Origin of the sequence: Ensifer sp. 4252 (assembly GCF_050434565.1) — a bacterium.
GTDB lineage: Bacteria > Pseudomonadota > Alphaproteobacteria > Rhizobiales > Rhizobiaceae > Ensifer.
Map to the genome: position 1 here is coordinate 1,247,583 of NZ_JBNDIU010000001.1, position 16,676 is coordinate 1,264,258.

General features: G+C 62.9%; 12 protein-coding genes and 1 tRNA gene. 8 read left to right on the forward strand and 5 right to left on the reverse strand.

Going from position 1 to position 16,676, the window contains the following annotated elements:
- The first annotated feature begins 44 nt into the window (after nt 1-44).
- From putA to ABIE33_RS06085, 5 genes are all read left to right on the forward strand, one after another.
- Nucleotides 45-3,752: a trifunctional transcriptional regulator/proline dehydrogenase/L-glutamate gamma-semialdehyde dehydrogenase gene (gene putA / locus ABIE33_RS06065; protein ID WP_429122589.1), complete on the forward strand. Its 3,708-nt coding sequence runs from the start codon at nt 45-47 to the stop codon at nt 3,750-3,752.
- 358 nt (nt 3,753-4,110) lie between these two features.
- Nucleotides 4,111-4,695: an IMPACT family protein gene (locus ABIE33_RS06070; RefSeq protein ID WP_429122592.1), complete on the forward strand. Its 585-nt coding sequence runs from the start codon at nt 4,111-4,113 to the stop codon at nt 4,693-4,695.
- Between the two features lie 97 nt (nt 4,696-4,792).
- Nucleotides 4,793-5,779 (forward strand): aldo/keto reductase, encoded by a 987-nt coding sequence (locus tag ABIE33_RS06075; protein WP_429122595.1) that lies wholly within the window; start codon nt 4,793-4,795, stop codon nt 5,777-5,779.
- An 89-nt stretch (nt 5,780-5,868) separates the two neighbouring features.
- Entirely contained in the window at nt 5,869-6,303 is a 435-nt protein-coding gene (locus ABIE33_RS06080; RefSeq protein WP_429122598.1) for a DUF1810 domain-containing protein, read from the forward strand.
- Between the two features lie 688 nt (nt 6,304-6,991).
- Nucleotides 6,992-7,462: an aminoacyl-tRNA deacylase gene (locus tag ABIE33_RS06085; RefSeq protein WP_429122600.1), complete on the forward strand. Its 471-nt coding sequence runs from the start codon at nt 6,992-6,994 to the stop codon at nt 7,460-7,462.
- 195 nt (nt 7,463-7,657) lie between these two features.
- On the opposite strand, the gene ABIE33_RS06090 is transcribed toward ABIE33_RS06085, so the two are convergent.
- The 5 genes from ABIE33_RS06090 to ABIE33_RS06110 form a co-directional block, all read right to left on the reverse strand.
- Nucleotides 7,658-7,734: transfer RNA gene (locus tag ABIE33_RS06090), tRNA-Arg, on the reverse strand.
- A 161-nt stretch (nt 7,735-7,895) separates the two neighbouring features.
- Nucleotides 7,896-9,377: an ATP-binding protein gene (locus ABIE33_RS06095; protein ID WP_429122603.1), complete on the reverse strand. Its 1,482-nt coding sequence runs from the start codon at nt 9,375-9,377 to the stop codon at nt 7,896-7,898.
- A 22-nt stretch (nt 9,378-9,399) separates the two neighbouring features.
- Nucleotides 9,400-10,824 carry a dihydrolipoyl dehydrogenase family protein gene (locus ABIE33_RS06100; protein ID WP_429122605.1) on the reverse strand — a complete coding sequence of 475 codons (1,425 nt, stop codon included), beginning with the start codon at nt 10,822-10,824 and terminating at the stop codon, nt 9,400-9,402.
- Between the two features lie 16 nt (nt 10,825-10,840).
- Nucleotides 10,841-11,641 carry a TVP38/TMEM64 family protein gene (locus ABIE33_RS06105; RefSeq protein ID WP_429122607.1) on the reverse strand — a complete coding sequence of 267 codons (801 nt, stop codon included), beginning with the start codon at nt 11,639-11,641 and terminating at the stop codon, nt 10,841-10,843.
- 244 nt (nt 11,642-11,885) lie between these two features.
- Complete coding sequence (locus tag ABIE33_RS06110) at nt 11,886-13,889, reverse strand: methyl-accepting chemotaxis protein (RefSeq protein ID WP_429122609.1); 2,004 nt, start codon at nt 13,887-13,889, stop codon at nt 11,886-11,888.
- 388 nt (nt 13,890-14,277) lie between these two features.
- Between ABIE33_RS06110 and rpmH the strand changes: the two genes are divergently transcribed.
- The 3 genes from rpmH to yidC are packed head-to-tail and all read left to right on the forward strand — an operon-like array spanning nt 14,278 to nt 16,627.
- Nucleotides 14,278-14,412: a 50S ribosomal protein L34 gene (gene rpmH / locus ABIE33_RS06115; protein WP_081788836.1), complete on the forward strand. Its 135-nt coding sequence runs from the start codon at nt 14,278-14,280 to the stop codon at nt 14,410-14,412.
- Between the two features lie 20 nt (nt 14,413-14,432).
- Complete coding sequence (rnpA, locus tag ABIE33_RS06120) at nt 14,433-14,831, forward strand: ribonuclease P protein component (protein WP_025425750.1); 399 nt, start codon at nt 14,433-14,435, stop codon at nt 14,829-14,831.
- On the forward strand, nt 14,831-16,627 hold the full coding sequence (gene yidC, locus ABIE33_RS06125; protein WP_429122614.1) for a membrane protein insertase YidC: 1,797 nt from the start codon (nt 14,831-14,833) through the stop codon (nt 16,625-16,627). Before rnpA ends, yidC begins: the two co-directional genes overlap by 1 nt.
- Nucleotides 16,628-16,676: the final 49 nt, after the last annotated feature.

Here is a 16,676-nt window from a genome sequence, read left to right on the forward strand (position 1 = left end):
GGGCGCATTGCGCCTTGTCACCGCCTTCCAAAGGACCGCGTTCGATGAGCCAGAACCAGCTTCACAAATCCAGCCCAAACGCCGATCAGGCCCCGGCCCCCTTTGCCGATTTCGCACCGCCGATCCGCGCGCAGAGCACGCTGCGCCAGGCGATCACCGCCGCCTATCGCCGTCCTGAGACCGAAGCCCTGCCATCGCTCGTCGAGGCTGCAACGCTTCCGGCCGAGACCCAGAAGGCAGCTGCACGGACGGCCCGCAAGCTGATCGAAGCCCTGCGTGCGAAACATAAAGGCTCCGGCGTCGAAGGTCTGGTGCACGAATATTCGCTGTCGAGCCAGGAAGGCGTGGCGCTGATGTGCCTGGCAGAAGCGCTGCTGCGCATTCCCGACACGGCGACGCGCGACGCGCTGATCCGCGACAAGATTTCCGACGGCGACTGGAAGTCGCATCTGGGCGGCGGCCGCTCGTTGTTCGTCAACGCCGCGACCTGGGGTCTGGTGGTTACCGGCAAGCTGACGTCGACCGTTAACGACCGCAGCCTTTCGGCCGCGCTGACGCGCCTGATCGCCCGCTGCGGCGAACCGGTGATCCGCCGCGGCGTCGACATGGCGATGCGCATGATGGGCGAACAGTTCGTCACCGGCGAAACGATCGACGAGGCGTTGCGCCGCTCGCGCGCGCTCGAGCAGAAAGGCTTCCGCTACTCCTACGACATGTTGGGCGAAGCGGCGACGACGGCCGCCGACGCCGAACGCTACTACAAGGATTACGAAACCGCGATCCATGCCATCGGCAAGGCATCGGCCGGGCGCGGCATCTATGAAGGCCCCGGCATCTCGATCAAGCTTTCGGCGCTGCATCCGCGTTATGTGCGGGCGCAGTCGACCCGCGTCATGGAAGAGCTGCTGCCGAAGGTGAAGGCGCTCGCCGTCATCGCCAAGACATACGACATCGGCCTCAACATCGACGCCGAGGAAGCCGATCGCCTGGAACTCTCCCTTGATCTCCTCGAAGAGCTTTGCCTCGACAAGGACCTCGCCGGCTGGGACGGCATGGGCTTCGTCGTCCAGGCCTATGGCAAGCGTTGCCCCTTCGTGCTCGATTTCATCATCGACCTCGCCCGCCGCGCTGGCCGACGTATCATGGTTCGCCTGGTCAAGGGCGCCTATTGGGACGCCGAGATCAAGCGCGCCCAGCTCGACGGTCTGGAAGACTTCCCCGTCTACACCCGCAAGATCTACACCGACGTTTCCTACATCGCCTGCGCCCGCAAGCTGCTGGCGGCAACGGACGTGATCTTCCCGCAGTTTGCCACCCACAACGCCCAGTCGCTCGCCACCATCTACGAGCTGGCCGGCAAGGATTTCCAGGTCGGCAAGTACGAGTTCCAGTGCCTGCACGGCATGGGCGAGCCGCTTTACGACGAAGTCGTCGGCAAGGGCAATCTCGACCGGCCGTGCCGCATCTATGCGCCTGTCGGCACGCACGAAACGCTGCTTGCCTATCTGGTTCGCCGTCTGCTTGAAAACGGCGCCAACTCCTCCTTCGTCAACCGCATCGCCGACCCGAAGGTCTCGATCGACGAACTGGTCGCCGACCCCGTCGACATCGTGCGCGCCATGCCTGTTGTCGGCGCGACGCACGCGCAGATCGCCCTGCCGGTCGGCCTGTTCGGTGATGCACGCCCGAACTCCAGCGGACTCGACCTTTCCAACGAAACCTCGCTCGCATCGCTGACAGAAGCGCTCAAGGCAAGTGCTGCCGTCGACTGGCGCGCAGTGCCGCTGCTGGCAACCGGTCCGGCATCGGGCGAGACCCATCCGGTCGTCAATCCCGGCGACCACCGCGATATCGTCGGCGCCGTCACCGAAACATCGGAAGCGGACGCCCGCCAGGCGGCAAGCCTTGCCTCGAAGGCTGCTTCGAGCTGGTCGGCAGTGTCGCCGGCCGAGCGCGCCGCCTGCCTGGTCCGCGCCGCCGACATCATGCAGGCCCGCATGCCGACGCTGCTCGGCCTGATCGTGCGCGAAGCCGGCAAGTCGCTGCCGAACGCCATCGCCGAAGTGCGCGAAGCGATCGACTTCCTGCGCTACTATGCCGAGCAGACGCGCCGCACGCTCGGTCCTGCCCATAAGGCTCTAGGCCCAATCGTCTGCATCAGCCCGTGGAACTTCCCGCTGGCGATCTTTGCCGGCCAGATTGCCGCAGCACTGGTCGCCGGCAACCCGGTGCTGGCAAAGCCGGCGGAAGAAACGCCGCTGATCGCCGCCGAAGGCGTGCGCATCCTGCACGAAGCCGGCATTCCGGCCGACGCGCTGCAGCTACTGCCAGGCGACGGCCGCATCGGCGCAGCGCTGGTTGCAGCACCCGAAATCGCCGGTGTGATGTTCACCGGCTCGACCGAAGTTGCACGCCTGATCCAGGCGCAGCTTGCAGATCGGCTGTCGCCGTCCGGCCGGCCGATCCCGCTGATTGCCGAAACCGGCGGCCAGAACGCCATGATCGTCGACAGCTCGGCACTCGCCGAACAGGTCGTCGGCGACGTGATCGCCTCGGCCTTCGACAGCGCCGGCCAGCGTTGCTCGGCACTGCGGGTGCTGTGCCTGCAGGAAGATGTCGCCGACCGTATCCTTTCGATGCTGAAGGGCGCACTGCACGAGCTGAAGATCGGCCGCACGGACAAGCTTTCCGTCGATGTCGGTCCCGTCATCACCGCGGAAGCGCAAGGGATCATCGAGAAGCACATCGAAACCATGCGCGGCATGGGCCGCAAGGTCGAGCAGATCGGCCTCGCATCTGAAACCGACCTCGGCACCTTCGTACCGCCGACGATCGTCGAGCTCGAAAAGCTCGCAGATCTCAAGCGCGAAGTGTTTGGGCCCGTTCTGCACGTCATCCGCTACCGCCGCGACGATCTCGACCGATTGATCGACGACATCAACGCGACGGGCTATGGTTTGACCTTCGGCCTGCACACCCGCCTCGACGAGACCATCGCCCACGTCACGTCACGGGTGAAGGCCGGCAACCTCTACGTCAACCGCAACGTCATCGGCGCCGTCGTCGGCGTGCAGCCGTTCGGCGGCCGTGGCCTTTCGGGCACCGGCCCGAAGGCCGGCGGCCCGCTCTACCTCGGCCGCCTCGTCGTCACCGCCCCGGTGCCGCCGCAGCACAGCTCGGTGCACACCGATCCGGCGCTGCTCGACTTCGCCAAGTGGCTCGACGGCAAGGGTGCCAAGGCGGAAGCGGAAGCTGCCCGCACCGCCGGCAGCAATTCGGCCCTCGGCCTCATCTCCGAGCTTCCGGGTCCGGTTGGCGAGCGCAACCTCTATGCACTGCATCCGCGCGGCCGCGTGCTCCTGGTGCCGGCCACCGAGACCGGCCTCTATCGCCAGCTCGGCGCGGCACTTGCGACCGGCAACACCGTCGTCATCGACGCAGCATCGGGCCTGCAGTCTGCGCTGAAGAACCTGCCGGCCAGCGTGTCCGCTCGCCTGTCCTGGTCGAAGGACTGGTCGGCGGACGGTCCGTTTGCCGGCGCGCTGGTCGAAGGCGACGGCGAGCGCGTCCGCCAGGTCAGCAAGCTGATCGCCGGCCTGCCGGGTCCGCTCATCCTGGTCCAGGCCGCCTCGACCGAGGAAATCGGCCGCAACCCGGACGCCTATTGCCTCAACTGGCTGCTGGAAGAGGTGTCGACCTCGATCAACACGGCGGCTGCCGGCGGTAACGCCAGCCTGATGGCGATCGGCTGATCGCTGCTGCGCTAGGTAAGTGTCCCCTCTCCCTAAACATGGGAGGGGGCGTATGGTCGCAATCTCATTCGACCGTGGGCCGCTGATCTGACGGCGTTCACGTTTTGCGCGACCTCATCCCTGTGCTCGTCACAGGGATCTAGCGGTGCCGCGTCCGCGGCGCCAGAAGACCACGACATGTACATGACGGCTGATTTGGTTCCTCCACAGCGCGGACGCGCCGTGGCTGGACCCCTGTGACGAGCACAGGGGTGAGGGCTGGGGCGCTGATGTGCCAGTCGCCAGCCGGACCAAGTCGAACCATGTGGCGCCAATCCGCACAATCCGTTATCAGCGTTGAACAAAACGGAAGCAGCGGATGTTCACCCTCAAGCGCACAGAAACCTCGACGCAGGAAATCAAGAAGAGCCGGTTTCTGGCCGTCTGTGCGCCCGTGCCGGACGAGCAGGCGGCAAAGGCTTTCCTCGCCGCGCATTCGGATCCGACGGCGAACCACAATTGCTGGGCCTGGCGCATCGGTCAGGCCTATCGCTTCAACGACGACGGCGAGCCGAGCGGCACGGCGGGCAAGCCGATCCTGGCTGCGATCGACGGCCAATCGCTCGATCGTGTCGTCGTCGTGGTCACCCGCTGGTTCGGCGGTATCCTGCTTGGCAGCGGCGGCCTGATCCGAGCCTATGGCGGCACCGCCGCGCTCTGTCTGCGCGCAGCCGAGAAGATCGAAATGATCGAGACGGTGCGCATCACCATCGCCTGCGATTTTGCCGACCTGGCGCTGATCAAGGCCCGCCTTCTTGCCCGCGACGTGACGATCGCCGGCGAAACCTTCACCGACAAGGGGCCGGTGATGACGGTCGACATGCGCAAGGACGAGGCAGACGGCATTCTTGCCATGGTCACCGATCTCAGCCGCGGCCGTGCGGTCATTTCGACCGACGATTGATCGCCTTCCCTTTGCCGGCCGAACCATCATAAAAGCGACCGGCAAACTGAATAATATTCAATCCGATAATGCTATCGACGCCAGGGAGATGATCAGCATGAAAACGAGAGTTCTGGGCAAGACGGGCGCGACGATCTCGGAGATCGGCTTCGGCGCCTGGCAGATCGGCGGCTCGTGGGGCGACGTCAGCGAAACGGATGGCAAGCGCGCGCTGAATGCAGCACTCGACAGCGGTGTCACCTTCATCGACACGGCCGACGTCTATGGCGACGGACGGTCCGAAAAAATCATTGCCGCCGTGCTGAAGGAGCGTGGTGGCGAAAGGCCATTCGTCGCCACCAAGGCCGGACGCAGGCTGAACCCCCACGTCACCGAAGGCTACACCGGCGCCAATGTCGAAGCCTTCATCGATCGCAGCCTCAGCAATCTCGGCGTCGAAACGCTGGATCTCGTACAGCTCCACTGCCCCCCGAGCGAAGTCTACTACCGTCCGGAGCTGTTCGGTGCTCTCGACCAGTTGATCACCAAGGGCAAGATCCGCCACTACGGCGTCTCGGTCGAGAAGGTCGAGGAAGCGCTGAAGGCGATCGAATATCCGGGCGTTGCCACGGTTCAGATCATCTACAACATCTTCCGCCAGCGCCCGCAGGACCTGTTCTTCACCGAAGCGAGCAAGAAGAATGTCGGCGTCATCGTGCGCGTGCCGCTCGCCTCCGGGCTGCTTTCGGGCAAGATCACCCGAGACACGGCCTTTGCCGCCGACGATCACCGCAACTTCAACCGCCATGGTGAAGCCTTCGATGTCGGCGAGACCTTTGCGGGCGTGCCTTTCGAGGCGGCACTGGAAGCCGTCGAGCAGCTTCGCCCGCTGGTGCCCGCAGGCGTGGCGATGGCGCAGTTTGCGCTGCGCTGGATCCTAGAGCAGGATGCCGTCTCCGTCGTCATCCCTGGCGCCCGCAACGCTGCGCAGGCGCAATCCAATGCCGCCGCCAGCGCGCTGCCGGCCATCGACGAAAAAGCCAAGGCCGCCATTGCCGCGCTTTACGAGCGACTGGTCAAGGTTCATGTTCATCATCGCTGGTAGGACGCATCGCCGCTGCCGCCGGGCATGACCGGCGGCAACTGACATAGCCCTGGCGGGCACAGAGACGCGCCAGGGCGAAAGAAGGGACCATGGACGACCCTTTCATGCTGCAGCGATTTGTCGATGCCCAAGACCGCACTTACGCGGCCGCACGCGATGAGCTGCGTCGCGGCCGCAAAGAGACCCACTGGATGTGGTTCATCTTTCCCCAGCTTGCCGGCCTCGGCCATTCGCCGATGGCCCAGCGCTTCGCCATTTCGGGGCTGGAGGAGGCCCGGGCCTACCTCGCCCACCCGATACTCGGACCAAGGCTTATCGACTGCACCGAGACCGTCAACGGCGTTACGGGGCATTCGGCGCACGAAATCTTCGCAAGCCCTGATGACATGAAGTTCCGCTCGTCGATGACACTGTTTTCGAAGGCCGCAAACACAGGCAGCGTCTTCGGGCAGGCGCTCAGTCTTTATTTTGCCGGAGAAGAGGATCGTCGAACGCTCGACCTACTCGGCCAGCCTTCGCCGTGACGGCGCACAAGCGCCAGGGGTGTTCGGCGCGAGGATCCCGTCAGACGCCGTGCGCGGCGCTGGCGAGGAAGAACAGGATCACGAAAGCGCAGACGGAAAGCCCGGCAACGATCACCAGCAGCTCTTTCATCATATAACGATACATCGGGCACCTCCTTTCCATCAGCCGTACGGCTCCCCTCTATATGGGAATCGGACCGGCCGTTTTTCAGTCGCAGACTTCAAAAGATCGTGAGGATGCGCTCCGCCCCTTTTCCCGTCGCCGCAGACGCCTCCGGATCGCTTTCGTCCGCCCCTCATCACAGCGCCGCGCGCCAAATATGGCGCGCTAAGGACGCTGTAACGTTATAAATTTGCTGCATAATTCCTTAAATCGATTCCGATTTAAGGAATTATGCAGTAGGCGCAACCGTTAAGTTACATTATACTAATATATAGATTTTTTACAACCGTTCTTACGGCTCGCCGAAGCACATAACGGTCGGATGAAACGGCGAGCCAGCCCTGCTTTTTTGATCCGCGGCGCACGTGAGGCGCCGACGAAAAAACCTCGCAAACACAACCGGATGTTCAATCAACCGAATCGGGCGTGCGTGCGCTTGTGGCCGCAGGCTCGTCGTTGACTTCGCAGGCGATGAGAGGAGAATGTCTTTTTATGCGTCACAACGTAACACAAGGGGCGCCAACGATGACTATCGCAAGGAAACTTCAGGACTATATCGACGGCGAGGGGGTCGCCTACGACACCGTCGCCCATCATCGTACGGCAACGACCAGCCAGTCGGCGCGAGCCGCGCATATTCCGGGCGGCAGACTGGCCAAGTCCGTGGTCGTACATCACGAAATGGGGTACGTCCTCGCCGTTGTTCCAAGCACGCACCGGATCGAGCTCTCCACATTGCAGAGTGTTATGAACAGACGCCTCGGCCTCGCCTCGGAGGAGGAGGTCAGTTCGCTTTTCGCCGATTGCGACATTGGCGCGGTGCCGCCGATCGGATCGGCCTACGATGTACCGGTGATCCTCGACGAAAGCCTCGGCGACGCCAGCGACGTCTATTTCGAAGGCGGCGACCACAAAACACTGGTGCATGTCAGCGGACCTAACTTCCGCAGCCTGATGAAGGATGCGCAGGTCGCTCGCTTCAGCCACCTACCGTAGATGCCACGATCCTGCATCGTGGGTCTCGCAGCGGCCGACGGGAGTTGATGCCTGCAGGGAGCGTGCTGGAAGGCACGCTTTCACCATGCGATCTCTAAGTTCACGGAGGACTTGAAAGACTGGCACCAAAAATCTAAGTGGGAAACGTCCAGGGAATGCTGGGGAACGTGCCTTCAGCTAAGGCTTTGAAATGGTTGGCGCACCCGAAGAGATTCGAACTCCTGACCCCCAGATTCGTAGTCTGGTGCTCTATCCAGCTGAGCTACGGGTGCTTGCCTGAAGCGGTCGAACCGCTTGCGTGAGCGGTTCTCTAAAGGGTCCTTTCGGGGATTGCAAGCGCCGTTCGGCAAAAAAATTTCATTTTTACGACGGCGGGGTCTGAAGCTGTGGATTTTCACGGCGAAACCGGACTCGACATTGCCCGCAAGCCCCTTCAATGGCGGGCTTTGGAGCGAAATGCATCGAGCGGAACAGGGCGGTCCGGTAATTCTATGCGAAAAAGCGTTCCGGGCGTCGGCTTTTCCACAAGCGCAATGGTGCCGCCATGGGCGAGCACCAATTCGCGCGCAATCGCCAGGCCAAGACCCGTACCACCGGAGCGCGCCGAGCCGCGGAAGGCGGCAAACAGGTTCTCGCGCGCCTTCGGCGGCATGCCTGGGCCGGTGTCGTCAACGGAAATGGTGACGACGCTGCCCATGCGCATCGCCGAAACGCTGACGACGCGTGGCCGGCCGTCCTCCGCCTCGTGATTCGTCAGGGCCTGGACGGCGTTGCGGCAGATATTGTGCACCACCCGGAACAATTGCTCGCTGTCGGCATCGACCTCGAGGTCGTCCTGCACCTGGATCTGGAATTCGATGCCGGATTGCGGATCGATCGAAAGCAGCTCGGCGACATCGGAGACCAGCGGCTTGAGGGCGACGAACCGGCGGTGCGGCTCGGCCTCGGTCGTACGCCCGTAGGAGAGAACCTCGCGGGTATAACCGACGGCCCGGTCGATCGCCCGCAGCAGAGTCGGCGCGAAGCGCTTGACGACGGGATCGTCGACATCGGCGAGACGATCGGAGATCAGCTGCGCCGACGACAGGATGTTGCGCATGTCATGGTTGATCTTCGACACCGCTAGGCCGAGCTCGGCAAGGCTCTTCTGCTGCTTCAGCGTCTTCTGCAGCTCGCGCTGCATGCTGGCCAGATGCTGGCCGGCAACCGCCAGTTCGTCTCGCCCCTCCGGCGGAACGAGCACGCGGGCGGGATTGGAGGGGTCGTCGGAGAATTCCTGCATGCTCGCGGTCATCCGCCGGATCGGCACGATCAGCATCCGGTTGATGGCAAGGAAGATCAAGGTGGCGGTGATCAGCGAGATGATGATCGACAGGAAGAACACGTTGCGGGAATAGACGAGCATCGCCTTGTGCAGGCTGGCATCGGCCATGACCAACTCGATCACCGCGTCGCTTTCACCGAGCGGCCCGTAGACGCGCACCACCCGGTTGCCGCCGAACAGCAGCGTATCGAACGCATCGCGGATCGCCGCAAAGGCGGTGAAGTTGGCCGTGTCGTATTCGCCGTCGATCTCTGACGGCATGTCGGCGGCCGCGATCATCCGCGAGGCGTCCTTGCGACGAATGACGATCGCCTTGGTGCCCGTCGCCATCAGCGTGTCATCCTGGACGTTGCGCGGCAGCTCGACATTCTGCAGGCCGTCGACGACGACGGCAGCGGCAGCAACGGTGTTCAACCGATCCTGCAGCCAGCGAATGCGCATGTTTGCAACCGAAGGCACGAAGATCAGCACCTCGGCCAGCATGACGAAAACGATCGTCAACAGCAGCAGCTTGCCCGAGAGCCCGCGAAAGAAGCCCCCTGCGGTTCGCGGCGCTTCACTCACCGTCGTCGGCTGCGCCTCTTCGCTCATCGTCCCGAAAAATCCCTGTCCGTCAGCCGAAATACCGCAAGGCCCTGATGGCGGACCGCACGACGGCATTCTTCGCCAAGGGCGCATAATAGGAGATGGCCGCCTGTTTTCCAATCTCGGAAAGGGTCGGATAGGGTGCGACATAGCCGCGGACCTGCTTCAGCGTCATGCGGTTGGCCACCACGAGCGACCACATGTTGATCAGTTCTCCCGCACCGGGGGCGACGATGCCGACGCCGAGGATGCGTGCACTGCGACCGACAACGAGCTTGATCAGGCCCGCTTCGACCCCGTCCGTACGGGCGCGATCGCCTGCGGCAAGATCAGTCCCGATGACATCGACGGCACCGAATTTTTCCCGTGCCTCGGCCTCGCTCAATCCGACCTCGGCGATTTCCGGATCGGTGTAGGTGACTTTCGGCACGATCGCCCGGTCGTCCCGCGCCGGCAATCGAAACAGCATCTGCTGCAGCACGAGCCGGGCATGATAGCTTGCCACATGCGTGAACTGCAGCCCGCCTGCGGCATCGCCGATCGCATAGACGCGGCGATTGCTGGTGCGAAGGTTCGGCCCGACCTCTATGCCTTTCGCATTGTGGTCAATGCCGGCGGCGGCAAGGCCGAGCGACGCGTGGTTCGGCCGACGGCCGGCGGCGATCAGGAGATCGCTCCCTTCGACCTGGAAAACGCCGCCTCCGTTCTCCAATCGCAGAACGACCCGCTCACCGTCTTGCTCGGCCCCAAGGATCGTCGTTGCCTCGTGCAGGACCACGCCCTCGTGTCGAAGTGCCGCAATCGCGATCGACACCAGCTCGGGATCGGCATCCGAAAGCGCTCGCCGGCTCTCGATGACGGTGACGTCGGCGCCGAGCCGGCGATAGGCCTGGGCCATCTCGATGCCAACAGGACCCGCGCCGACAATGATCAAATGGGCAGGAAGCCGGGTCAGATCGAACAGCGTCTCGTTGGTCAGGAACGACACTTTGTCGAGGCCCGGAATGTCCGGGATCGCCGGCGACGAGCCGGTGGCGATGACGAAACGGCGGGCGCGGATAAGGTGATCTCCGGCGGCAACGGTGTTTTCATCGACGAACCGGGCGGAGGATTGCAGCACTTCGACGCCGAGACCGGTAAAGCGCTCGACGCTATCGTGGGGGGCGATACCGGCAATGACCTCGTGGATGCGGGAACGAAGGCGCTCATAGTCGACGACGGGCTCGCTAGCGATCAGGCCGAACCGACCCGCCGTGCGGATCGCCTGCGCGTGCCTGGCTGCGGCGATCAGCGTCTTCGACGGTACGCATCCATGGTTCAGACAATCGCCGCCCATCGGGCCGCGTTCGATCAGGACCACGGGAACGCCGAAGGCTGCGGCACCCGCCGCCACGGAAAGCCCGGCGGCACCGCCACCGATCACGCAGATATCCGGATTGATGACTTTCGCCACGCCTGCCCCACACCCGTCAGAAAGCCTTGCGGCGCGACCATACTCGCTTGAAGACGAGTGGCAATGCCGCAAACAACGCAAGTGCCACGAGCGCCAAGGTCAACTTCGGCGTCGCGAAATCCGACAGCGACAGCTCGCGCCCCGCATCAGCCGAGCGGGCGATCACTTCGTCGAGCCCGCCGCCAAGCCAGGCATAGGCGAAGGTGGCGGGAATGATGCCGATCAGGGTTGCCATCGCAAATGTCCTCAATCTCACCTCGAGGAAGGCGGGCGCGATGTTGACGATGAAGAACGGGAAGATCGGCGTGAGCCGAAGGACAAGAAGATAGAGAAACGCATTGCGACAGAATCCGTCGGCAAAGCGCGCGAGAAATGGGCTGGCACGCCGCCGCAGGAGATCGCCGAACATGCTGCGGGCCGCCAGAAACAGCAAGCATGAGCCGAGCGTTGCGGCTGCAACGACGAGAAGGCCACCGCCGGCGCAACCGAAGAGAAAGCCGGCAAAGATCGTCAGAACCGAAGCGGCCGGGATCGAGAAGACCACCACCGCGATGTAGACCAGGAAAAACAGACCGGCGGCCTGAAGCGGATAGGCTTCGACATAGAGTTGCAACGCCTCACGGTGATGGACGAGTGCGCTCAGAGACAGATAACGCTGAAGTCCGAAGGCATAGGAGGCAAACCCTCCGGCGACGAGCAGGGTCAACAGCACTAGGCGCCACGCGACCTTGCCGCGATCTTCGGGCGAGCCCTCGCCAAGTGCCTCCGGCGGCGTTGGACGGGCATCCCCGGCTCTGTTGATGGCGCTTCGGTTCATGTGATTTCGTTTCTTGGAAAAGTCTGTCCTTGCAGTATCGGGAATCCGGACCGTGAACCAATAACGAATGGTCGCGTCGCAAAACGTCAGCGTGAATGGGTCCACAAGACAACTCACGTTGCCGTGAGACGAATGCCGCGGCAGCAGCGGTGGCGCCTTCATCGTCGTTTATCCACGGAAAACGCCCGCGGAGACGTCAGTCGTCCGCGAGCGTCGATGGGTGCAATCCGTCAAACCGGTCGGATCAGAACTCTTCCCAATTGTCCCTGGCGACGGCAGCCGAAGATCCGCCGCTGAAGGCGCGGGCGACGTTGCCCATCATCCGGCGGGCGGGCGATTCGACCGGACGGCTGGTCTCCCTCGCCGGTGCGATCATGCGTGCAGCCGAAGCGCCGTCGAGCTTGAAGTAGGCGATCAGGCTCGCAAGGTTGTTGGCTTCCGCCGACAGCTTGTGGGTCGCGGCATTCGCCTCTTCCACCATGGCGGCGTTCTGCTGGGTGACCTGGTCCATCTGGTTGACGGCAGTGCTGACTTCGCCAAGGCCGGTCGACTGTTCGCGTGCGGCCGTTGCGATCGAGTGGATATGATCGTTGATCTTGAGCACGCGCTCCTCGATCTCGCCAAGCGCCGAGCCGGTCTCCTGCACGAGCCGGACGCCGGTTGCGACTTCCGAGCCCGACTTCGAGATCAGGGCCTTGATGTCCTTGGCAGCACTGGCCGCCCGCTGGGCAAGCTCGCGCACTTCCTGGGCGACGACGGCAAAACCCTTGCCGGCATCACCGGCACGTGCCGCCTCGACGCCGGCGTTGAGCGCCAGCAGGTTGGTCTGGAAGGCGATCTCGTCGATGACGTTGGTGATCTGGCCGATTTCGCTCGATGCCTGCTCGATCCGACCCATGGCCTCGACCGCATTGCGCACGACCGCGGCGGATTCGGCAGCGCTTTCCTTGGCTTCGTTGACCATTACGGTCGCTTCCTGCGCACGCTCGGTCGAACTCCGGACGGCCACGGTGATCTCGTCGAGTGCCGCCGACGTCTCTTCGAGTGCTGCGGCCTGCTGCTCGGTGCGCTTCGACAGATCATCGGCAGCAGAACGAAGCTCGGACGAGTTGCCGTTGATCGAGTCCGTGGTGACACGCACTTCGCGCAGTGTCTTCTGCAACGTCGACAGCGTCTCGTTGACGTTCTTCTGCAGTTCGGCGAAGGCGCCCTGGAACTGGCCGTTCATGCTCTGGGTCAGATCACCGGCGGCGAGGCTGGCGATGACGCGGCGCGTTTCGGCGATGCCCGCATCGACGCTGCCGACGAGCTCGTTGACGCTGGAGGCGAAGCGATTGAGATCGTCGTTCTCGTAGTCCTTGCCGATGCGCTTGGTGAAGTCGCCAGCGGCCGCAGCCGAGACGACGACGCCGATGCTCGTCTGCAGATCGGCGCTCTTTTCGCGCAGCGCCGCTTCCTGGGCGTTGAGATCGCGAACCGCAAGGCCGTTCTGTTTGAAGATCTGGACCGCCGCAGCCATTTCGCCGATTTCGTCCTTGCGGTCGGCAAAGGGCACGTCGGCGGAAAGATCGCCGCCGGCCAGCAGCTTCATCTTGCCGGTGAGGTCGAGGATCGGCCGGCTCAGATGGTTGGTGCCGATGTAGAAGGCGGTGCCGATACCGACGGCAAGTCCGAGCCCGGCGATGCCGAGAATGATGATGATGACCGAACGCTCGAATGAAGCGATGTCAGCCGTGACCGTCTCGAGCGTTGCGAGGTTGCCTTCGACGACGGCGTCGATCTCGGCCTGGAACGCCTTGCGGTTGGCGCGGTTGGCGTCGGTGTTGCCCTGCTCGTTGGCCGCCTGCGGCGAGACCTCCTGGCCGAGACGCGCGGTTTCGACGCGGAACGTCTTGAACTCCTCAGCGCGCTTGGTCAGCGCATCGAACGAGCCGAGCTTGTCGGCCGGCACGAGGGGGCGCCATTCGGCAAACAATGCATCGATTTTTTCGAGATTCTTCAGAATGCCCTCGGCAAAGGGCTTTGCCTTTTCGATGGTCGGCGCTGCGTAGATACCGCGCGCTTCCATGACGACACCGGTGACCAATCGATTGAGGTGCTCGCCGTTGAAGGCGCGCTCCGAAGCGTTCTGGTACTGATGGAACCGGCTGTTGTATTGAGAAACCACCAGCAGCGACATGCCGGTCACCGCGATCGCCAGGAGGCTCATCACCCCGACGATCAGATTGATCTTGCCACGTATTTTCATCCCTGCCTCCACGACACCGCAAGACTTGCCCGGTTATCGGAAGGGTCGCGGCCTCATTGCACCGAGGCCACGCTAAAACATACGTGGTTAATAAAGATCGCGGTGAACAGCCGGCATTCTGGGGAGTGCCGGTTAGCTCCCTGTTTACCAGTCTGAGATAGTGCGTCGCCGCTTGCGCCCGCGAAATCGAGGTCGCCCGGATATCTGGATCCGATCACTTTTGCCTTCGAACGGGCCGGCGTGATTGACTTTCCGGGAAATTTGCCTTTATAAGCCGCCCACGTCCGGCCAAGCCTGCCTGCCCGACAGGCGGAGCTATGTCCGGAACGTAAACGCTCCTTGCTACATGCAAACCCAAGAAGGGCCGCACACCGCGGTATTAAAATAAATGAAGCGTACTTACCAACCGTCCAAGCTTGTTCGCAAGCGCCGTCACGGCTTCCGTGCACGCATGTCCACCTCGGGTGGCCAGAAGGTCCTCGCAGCCCGCCGGGCTCGTGGCCGCAAGCGTCTTTCGGCTTAAGCCGAAGTTGCCCGAAACCAGTGTCCGGGCACATGACGTCAGATAAAGACAAAACGACTGTCGGGCGGCTGAAAAGCCGTCCGCAGTTTTTGGCCGTTCGGGCAGGAGAAAGCCGTAGAGGCCCGTTGTTTCTCCTCGAAGTGCTCGACCGCAACGATCCGGAGGGCGAGGCTCGCGTCGGCTTCACCGTCACCAAGAAACACGGCAATGCCGTCGAGCGAAACCGGATGCGCCGACGCCTGAAAGAGGCGGTGCGGCTTTCCGCCGGGTTTGCAATGAAACCCGGACACGACTATGTGATTGTCGCGCGACGCGATCTCCTGAATGCCCCCTTCGACGCCTTGACCCGGGGGCTTGGCGAGCGCATCGAAAACAAGCCGAAACAGAAGCGGCCGCCGGCCGGTTCCAGGAAACAATGATGGAAAAAAACCGCAACTATTTCGTGGCGATTGGCCTGTCCGTGCTGATCCTCGTCGCCTGGCAGTTCCTTTACGTCAATCCGAAGATGGAAAAGGAACGCATCGCTGCGGAAGCGCTGCAGGCCCAACAGGCTCAGCAGACCCAATCGCAGCCGGGCGCCACGGCTCAACAGCCGGCGACCGGTCAGGTCCTGCCTGGCGGCACAGTTCCCGGGACGGGCGAAAACCGCGACCAGGCGCTTGCCAAGTCGGCGCGCGTTGCGATCGACACGCCGGCGGTTTCCGGTTCCATCAACCTGACCGGCGCGCGCTTCGACGATCTCAAGCTCAAGGCCTACCACGAGACCGTCAGCAAGCAGAGCCCGATCATCACCCTGTTCAGCCCGGCTGAGACCACCGACGGTTACTTCACCGAAATCGGCTATGTCGGCGACGCGGCAAGCGGCAGCGTGCCCGGTCCGCAGACCGTGTGGACGCTTTCGGGCGGCGACAAGCTGACGCCTTCCACACCGGTGACCCTCAGCTACACCAACGAGAAGGGCATCACCTTCAACCGGACGATCTCGGTCGACGAACGCTACATGTTCCAGGTGGTCGACAGCATCAAGAACGATACGACTGAGCCGGTATCGCTCTCCTCCTACGGTCGCGTGACGCGCTTCAACAAGCCGACGACACCGAGCGTCTACGTTCTGCATGAAGGCTTCATCGGCGTCATCGGCGACCATGGCCTGCAGGAAGTCGGCTACTCGAAGATCGAGGACGACAAGGCAATCGAGCCCGGCAAGGCAACCGGCGGCTGGCTCGGCATCACCGACAAGTATTGGGCTGCAGCGGTCGTTCCGCCGCAGGCGACGCCCTACGAGACCCGCTTCTCGCACTTCACCGACGGCCGCGCTCGCTACCAGAGCGACTACAAGAGCGACGCAATCACGATTGCCGCCGGCCAGTCCGCGGAACTCAAGAACCTCGTTTTTGCCGGCGCCAAGGAAGTACCCGTCGTCGACAACTACGAAGCAGCCTATTCTATCCCCAACTTCGACAAGCTGATCGACTGGGGCTGGTTCTACTTCATCACCAAGCCGATGTTCAAAATGATGGATTACTTCTATCGTTTGTTCGGTAATTTCGGCATCGCGATCCTGATCACGACGATCGTCGTCAAGCTGCTGTTCTTCCCGCTCGCCAACAAGCAATACGCTTCGATGGCGAACATGAAGAAGGTTCAGCCGAAGATGGAAGAACTGAAGAAGAAGTTCGGCGACGACCGCATGGGCCTGCAGCAAGCGATGATGCAGCTCTACAAGGACGAGAAGATCAATCCGCTCGCGGGTTGCTGGCCGATCCTCATCCAGATCCCGGTGTTCTTCGCGCTCTACAAGGTGATCTACATCACCATCGAGATGCGCCACGCGCCGTTCTTCGGCTGGATCCACGACCTGTCTGCGCCGGATCCGACGACGATCTTCAACCTCTTCGGCCTGCTGCCGTTCGACGCACCGTCCTTCCTGCATCTCGGCGTCTGGCCGATCATCATGGGCGTCACCATGTTCGTGCAGATGCGCATGAACCCGACGCCGCCGGATCCGACCCAGGCGATGCTGTTCACCTGGATGCCCGTGGTCTTCACCTTCATGCTGGCATCGTTCCCGGCCGGTCTGGTGATCTACTGGGCCTGGAACAACACGCTTTCGGTGCTGCAGCAGTCGATCATCATGAAGCGCCAGGGCGTGAAGATCGAGCTGTTCGACAATCTGAAGAACCTGTTCTCGAAGAAACCCAAGCCGGCGGAGTGACGCCGGCAGACAGAGCCTTCGCGAGGCCCCGGACCTTTCGGTCCGGGGC